Origin of the sequence: Methanospirillum sp., assembly GCF_035560735.1 — an archaeon.
Taxonomy (GTDB): domain Archaea; phylum Halobacteriota; class Methanomicrobia; order Methanomicrobiales; family Methanospirillaceae; genus Methanospirillum.
In genome coordinates this window covers 1-6,583 of sequence record NZ_DATMYY010000185.1, presented here as the reverse complement: position 1 = coordinate 6,583, position 6,583 = coordinate 1, and the positions used below count along the sequence as shown (strand labels likewise).

The window sequence follows — 6,583 nt, the reverse complement described above, 5'->3', positions numbered from 1 at the left end:
CATAGAGATTAGTGGTAACAAGAAGAAATACATCTCTACCATCAATAATTAATGTTACTCAAATCCATCAGACAAGAGAGATTCACTCATCCCGGAGAATCGTCGGGAACAACCCCGTCATATCCCTGACAGCACGCTTCAAGCTCTCTCCTGATCTCCTCCACTCCCCCAACAAACCCGGACTCGATCCCGATGATTCCCCTGACATCAGGCTCACATTCAAGCATCTCGGACTCATACGGCAGGTAAAACATTCCGGAAAAGAGATCTATCGTATCCCCGAGAATTGAATACACCTTTTTGATATCATGTTCAGATCTCACCCGGTTGATCACGAGATACCTTCTCTTGATATCAAGATCCTGTGCAAGTTGTACCGCCTTTTTTACAACCTGTACTGCGTTGAATGTAGGATCTGTCACAAGTAATGCCTGGCTGAATCCCCGGGCCAGGGCTCTGCCGAAATGCTCAACACCGGCCTGAGTGTCCAGTAATATCACTTCGCCTTCCCGGAGATTGATGTACCTGATCACCGAGTCAAGAAGAGTATTCTCAGGACAGAGGCAACCGGCGGCAGCCTGGACAACCGTTCCCATCACGAGGATATTCACCCCACCGGGCCCTTTCATCCCGAATCGCTCAACGACATCAGAGACATCGGGATTGAGTGACATCATCAGACCCCAACCGCTACCAGGCCTGGCTCCGGTCTTCTCCTCAATGTAATCCAGGTTCCCGGTAATCGGAACAATTTCCTTGTTTGTTGGAACACCGAGAGCATATGGGAGATTCATCTGGGGATCCTCGTCAACTGCAAGCGTTGAAAATCCCTGTTTCACAAAAAGATGGGAAAGAATGGCAGTTATCGTGGTCTTACCAACACCGCCTTTCCCTGTGATCACGACCCGAAAACCATTCTCACCAGACCTGGCTTTTCGCTGCAGTTCTCCTGCAGTTTCATAGATCCGGGTCTTCCGGTCAGAATCATCCATGATGAACTGATCCCTGGAAGGTTGATTTGAAGACGCTCTTTGCGATCTCTTTAGCCCGGCATGCAGGGCAGAGAGTTTTCAGTTCTTCGACGATCCCAGGATCAGGAATGCTCTGGATCTCTTCAAGCATTGCTTTTGGTGCGAAATACTGCCCGCAATCCGTGCACTGCTGGAGTTTGATCCTTGTTCCTGACCATGATTTCATGACCCTGGTGTCACCCTGATCCTCGATCTCAATTGCATGAGTGGGACAGACCTTTGCACAGGTTCCACAGCCAAGACAGGCAGGATTTTCGTCAAAGAACGGGGCGTTCACAACCGTTGACGGACCACGGTTGATGAATCCGATAGCACTCCCGCCCATGATCTCATCGCAGACACGGACACACAATCCACAGAGAATACATTTTCCCCCGAGCGGATCGTCATGCACGATCTTTTTGAGAAAACGCGTCTTTGTGACCCCATATCGTGCAGCCATATTTTTGATGACATCAGACTTTGGAGCCTGCGAAAGGTAAAGCTCAAAAAGTGTTGACCGGTATTTGACGATCTCGGGCGTGTCGGTCATGATCTCAAGGCCCTCTTTCGCCCGCATCGTGCAGGCCGTCATCATCGTCCGCTTCCCGCAGGTGACATGGTCAACCATGCAGAGCCGGCAGGCACCGTAGGGATCAAGCGACTCCTCATAGCAGAGATGCGGAATATCAATACCGTTTCGCATCGCAACAGAGAGCATCGTCTCTCCTTCCTCTGCCCGGTACTGGCTCTTGTTGATGGTGACCGTCACCATCTTTGGCCCCTCTGTCATGTCCCCTCCGAAATCAGGGCCTCATACTCTTCCCTGAAATATTTCAGCGTTGTAAGAACCGGATTTGGTGCAGTCTGCCCAAGACCGCAGAGCGAGGTCATACTGATTGTATCAGACAGAGACTCCAGCATCTCAAGATCAGCAGCAGTTCCCTTCCCTGCCATGATCTTGTTTAAGATGAGTAGCGTATGCTTGAGACCTTCACGGCAGGGAACACACTTCCCACATGATTCACTGGTCGCAAAATTGATGAAATACCGGGCGATATCAACCATGTTGGTATCCTCATCCATCACAACGATACCACCAGAACCCATCATAGACCCTGCCTCGTTCAGATGCTCAAAGTCAACCGGCGTGTCAAAGAGCCGGGCAGGGATACATCCGCCTGACGGTCCTCCGGTCTGCACAGCCTTTACTGCTTTTCCCCCGGCTCCGCCATTTCCGATCTCTGACACGATAGTGTGGAGCGTTGTCCCTAGTGGAACCTCAACCATCCCGACATTCTCAACCTTGCCGACAAGAGAGAAGACCTTGGTTCCGGTGTTCCCCTTGGCACCGATTCCCCGGTACCACTCTGCACCACGGGCAAGAATGACCGGAACATTGCAAAAGGTCTCCACGTTGTTGAGATCAGTCGGCCTCCCCCAGACTCCTTTATCAGTGAGCCGGGGAGGACGTGGGCGTGGTCTTCCTGTCTTTCCCTCGATGGAGGCAGCAAGGGCGGTTGATTCACCACAGACAAATGCACCGGCACCGGTTGCAAGTTGAATATCACACGAAAACCCGGTCCCCAGAATGTTTTCGCCAACAAGTCCATACTCACGTGCCTGATCGATTGCCTTCTTGAGCCTCTCGATGGCAAGAGGATACTCGGCTCTGATATAGATAAGGGCATCAGATGTCCCAATAGCATAAGCACCGATAAGCAGCCCCTCGATCAACATGTGGGGATCGCTTTCCATCTCGTTCCGGTTCATGTACGCACCGGGATCGCCCTCATCTGCATTACAGACAATATACTTGAGATGACCCTTTGCCTCCCGTGTGATCTCCCATTTCAGACCTGCGGGAAATCCTGCACCACCACGGCCCCGGAGATCTGACTGTTTCACGATATCAATAACCTCTTCAGGTGTCCGGGAGGAGACCGCAGAGACAAAGGCCTGGTACCCGCCGACTGCTATGTACTCATCGATATCTTCAGGATTGATGAACCCGGCATCGCGGAGGATCACCTTTGTCTGTCTGCCAAAGTACGGGACATCATGGTAATCAGGAATCTGTTCAAATCCGGTTCCGTAGGTTATTGTTCCGGTGATATGGTCCCATGATGAGACCTTGCAGAGTGCCTTTTCCTCATGAACACTTCCCTTGAGCACGGCATTCACAATCGCCTCTGCATCATCCTCGGAGACCCGATGCAGGATAACGAGCGGTTTTCCCGGAATCGTGATATTCACAATCGGTTCCTCCTTGCAGAACCCGATGCATCCGACCCGGACAAGAGCAATATCATAGCCTTTTGATGAGATGATCTCCTGAAGCCGTGCAAAGAGTCTCTCGCCACCTACAGCAATTCCACACGTGGAGAGACCGACTGCGATCCTCGGATGGTCAGGTTGTAGTTTGGAAACCCCAATCTCCCTGATCTTTGCGAGATCTTCGGGAGTTCGTATCGATCCGACAGAGCCGGTCATCTCACATCACTCCTGTTCTCCGGCTGGCTGATCCCGGCTCCCTTCCATCCGTACCCAGAAAGGATATCAGGGATCTTCTCGGGTGTTACGTACCCGTAGAGATCACCATCAACATGGAGCACAGGAGCCATACTGCAGGCACCAAAACACCGGGCGATCTCAACGGTGAACATGTTATCCTCCGTGGTCTGCGAATATTTTCCGTCACTACTCTCCCCTGAAAGATGAAGGAGCGACTGCAGAGTTTCAAGGATCTTCTCTGCTCCCCTGACATGGCAGGGAGTTCCCATGCAGACCGTGATCATATGTTCTCCTACCGGGTGCAGGCTGAAAAATGAGTAAAAGGTGACTAGACTGTACAGTCGTGAAACTGGTTCATTCAGTTCAACAGATACCCGGCTCAGCAGTTCCCTGGGAATATAGCCTTCCTCAATCTGGATATCCCGCAGTATTCCAAGTGTTCTTCCCGAAGGGGAATGATATCGCGAGATAATCTCATGAAATGTTGTATCATCCATGGTCTGACCAAAAAGGGATGAGATCAGATGCCCAGGGCTGAACGTTTACGGTTGATCTCTTCCTCAAGAAGATCAGCAGCCTTCACCGGATCAGGCTCGACTGCAAACGCTGAGTTCGTAATTCCCTTGAGGCCTTCAGTAAGGAGATTCAGTACATTCTTACTCCCAAAGATCTTGGGGGGAATCCCAAGCACCGTGTATACACCTGATGCGACAAAGTATGTCCCGATAGGCAGAGCCTTTTGTGAGTACCATTCGGGTGCTGCACCGCCAAGTGGAAGATCACCAATCCCTACACCAAGTTCCTTTGCGACCATAGAGGCCATGACCAGAATCCGCGAGTTGTCAACACAGGAACCCATGTGAAGCACCGGCGGAATTCCAAGTAGATTGCATACAGCTTTGAGTCCGGCACCGGCACCTTCCGCAGCTTCAGGAAGGAGAAGACCTGCCTTCCCACAAGCTATCGCAGCACAACCGGTCTCAACGACAAGGATATTGCGCTTAATCAGTTCTTTTGCCAGGGTGACATGCCCGTAATCCTGCTTGATCCTCGGATGGTTGCAACCGACAATACCAACAACACCTTTGATCTGGCCGGCAACGATAGCATCGATCAGCGGTTTGTATGTTCCTCCAAGTGCCTTTCTGATCTCCTCTTCAGAGAAACCGGCCATCACCTTCATCGGTTTTCCCGGGATTCTCACACGATCAGGGTTCCGGTTCGGATAGTTATCGATTGCCAGCCTGATGATCTCCTTTGCAGTCGAAAGAGCAGTCTCTGCACTGAACTCCATATACTGCGTTCCCGGGATCTTTGCCTTCCTGCTGGTGGTAACAACCTTTGTATGATAACATCCCGCTGTTGCCGGAATCGAGGGGAAGATACACTGATAATCAACCACCATCGCCTCGACAGCCCCGGTTGCAATTGCAAGTTCCTGGTCGAGAATGTTGCCTGCAATCGGGATACCGCTCCGCATCAACAGTTCGTTGCCGGTGCAGCACATACCAACGAGATTGATTCCTTTGGCACCCTTCTCGATAGCATACTTTTTCAAGTCGGGATCCTCGGCTGCCTGAACGATCATCTCTGACAGGAGAGGATTGTGACCATGAAGGACAACATTCACCTTGTCTGTGCTCAGTGTCCCGAGGTTTGCCCAGGAGGTCAGGGGCTTTGGAGTGCCAAAGAGGATGTCAGAACAATCGGTAGCAATCATCGAGCCTCCCCAGCCGTCAGCGAGGGCGGTTCGCATTGCATGAAGGAGAATATTCACGAAGTCTGCATCCACCCCCATGTGGACACGATGCATAGCCTCCACGATCTCCCGATCAATTCCCCGGGGAGTGATCCCAAACTCTGTCCAGATAGCCTTAGTCTTATCAGGAGCTCGTTCTGCCATCTGGATAAAACCCTTAACACTCCCAAACTCTGCGAGCATTCCCAGGGCGAGATCTTTTGCAATATCCTCTTTCGATCTCCCGGCAGTCCCGATTCCGTACTCTTCAGCGACCCGTTTCAGTTTCTCTTCGTCGTAGATCCGGTAGCCCTCGGCCTTCCCCTCTGCTGTCTCAAGCAGAACCTCAACTACTTCCCTGCCATGATCTGAGTGTGCAGCAGCTCCGACAGAAAGATCATCGAGCAGGTTTCTGGAAACGATGGTGTCAACGTTCGCTCCACAAACCCCATGAGATGGTTTTCCTCCATATGGATCAATCCGACATGGCCCCATCGCACAATTATTACAACAGACACCAAGTTGCCCGAATCCACACTGTGGCTGCTGGAGGGCGAATCGTTCCCATGCAGTCTCAATGCCGTCTTCTATTGCCTTTCCGATGATCTCCTGGTCGGCTCTATCCAGTGCCCGCTTCTCTGCTTCCTGTTTAATATCTGACGAACTGAACATAATCTTCTCTCCCTGAAATCCTCAAAGATTGGCAATAGTCTCCATCACTGCTTTGAATGCCCGAATATTGTCCGGCATCGCCGGGACCTGTATGTCCGAACCCTGTGACCTGATAAGCCGCATGGTCAGGTCAGCCCTCGTCTCTTTAATGAGATCGTTTACGTCGCCAAACTCAAGGGCTCCGGTTTTGCATGCCTCTGCACATGCCGGGATCCGGTTCTCTGACAGCCGTCCAATGCAATTGTCGCACTTTGCATTGACTTCCCGATCACTTTCCAGCTGCCGAACCTGCTGAAAGGTGATGATCCCGAACGGACATGCCATTGCACAGACACTGCACTGAATGCACCGGATATATGATACAAGAACAGAACCGGTCGCCTCATCCCGGCTCAGTGCACGTGTCGGACAGACTTGCATACAGGGGGCAGGGTCACAATGCCTGCACCGGTTGGGAAACGAGAGATAATTATCCACGGATTCGACATGAATGCGCGGATAGGATGGTTTTTCCTCGGTAAAAACCTGAAATAAGTCTTTACTCTCCGAGTGTTCAACAGCACAGGCTATTTCACAATGCCTGCATCCGACACACCTATCCTGCCGGACAAAGACGGTCTTCATAAAATCTCATCACCTCTCCTTACAT

6 protein-coding genes are annotated in these 6,583 nt (G+C 51.4%); all 6 read right to left on the bottom strand.

Going from position 1 to position 6,583, the window contains the following annotated elements; genetic code table 11:
• Positions 1 to 86 precede the first annotated feature (86 nt).
• The 6 genes from VN429_RS05570 to VN429_RS05545 are packed head-to-tail and all read right to left on the bottom strand — an operon-like array spanning position 87 to position 6,558.
• Positions 87 to 992 carry an ATP-binding protein gene (locus tag VN429_RS05570; RefSeq protein ID WP_325630722.1) on the bottom strand — a complete coding sequence of 302 codons (906 nt, stop codon included), beginning with the start codon at positions 990 to 992 and terminating at the stop codon, positions 87 to 89.
• A complete protein-coding gene (locus VN429_RS05565; protein WP_325630719.1) occupies positions 985 to 1,803 on the bottom strand; it encodes a 2Fe-2S iron-sulfur cluster-binding protein in 819 nt (272 codons plus the stop codon). Before VN429_RS05565 ends, VN429_RS05570 begins: the two co-directional genes overlap by 8 nt.
• Positions 1,800 to 3,503: an NADH-ubiquinone oxidoreductase-F iron-sulfur binding region domain-containing protein gene (locus VN429_RS05560; protein WP_325630717.1), complete on the bottom strand. Its 1,704-nt coding sequence runs from the start codon at positions 3,501 to 3,503 to the stop codon at positions 1,800 to 1,802. The genes VN429_RS05565 and VN429_RS05560 overlap by 4 nt, the downstream gene beginning before the upstream one ends.
• On the bottom strand, positions 3,500 to 4,021 hold the full coding sequence (locus tag VN429_RS05555; protein ID WP_325630715.1) for an NADH-quinone oxidoreductase subunit NuoE family protein: 522 nt from the start codon (positions 4,019 to 4,021) through the stop codon (positions 3,500 to 3,502). Before VN429_RS05555 ends, VN429_RS05560 begins: the two co-directional genes overlap by 4 nt.
• A gap of 23 nt (positions 4,022 to 4,044) precedes the next feature.
• The gene (gene cooS, locus VN429_RS05550) at positions 4,045 to 5,934 is read right to left on the bottom strand and encodes an anaerobic carbon-monoxide dehydrogenase catalytic subunit (protein WP_325630713.1); all 1,890 of its coding nucleotides are present in this window, start codon (positions 5,932 to 5,934) and stop codon (positions 4,045 to 4,047) included.
• Positions 5,935 to 5,955: 21 nt separating this feature from the next.
• Complete coding sequence (locus VN429_RS05545; RefSeq protein ID WP_325630711.1) at positions 5,956 to 6,558, bottom strand: 4Fe-4S dicluster domain-containing protein; 603 nt, start codon at positions 6,556 to 6,558, stop codon at positions 5,956 to 5,958.
• Between the last annotated feature and the right edge of the window lie 25 nt (positions 6,559 to 6,583).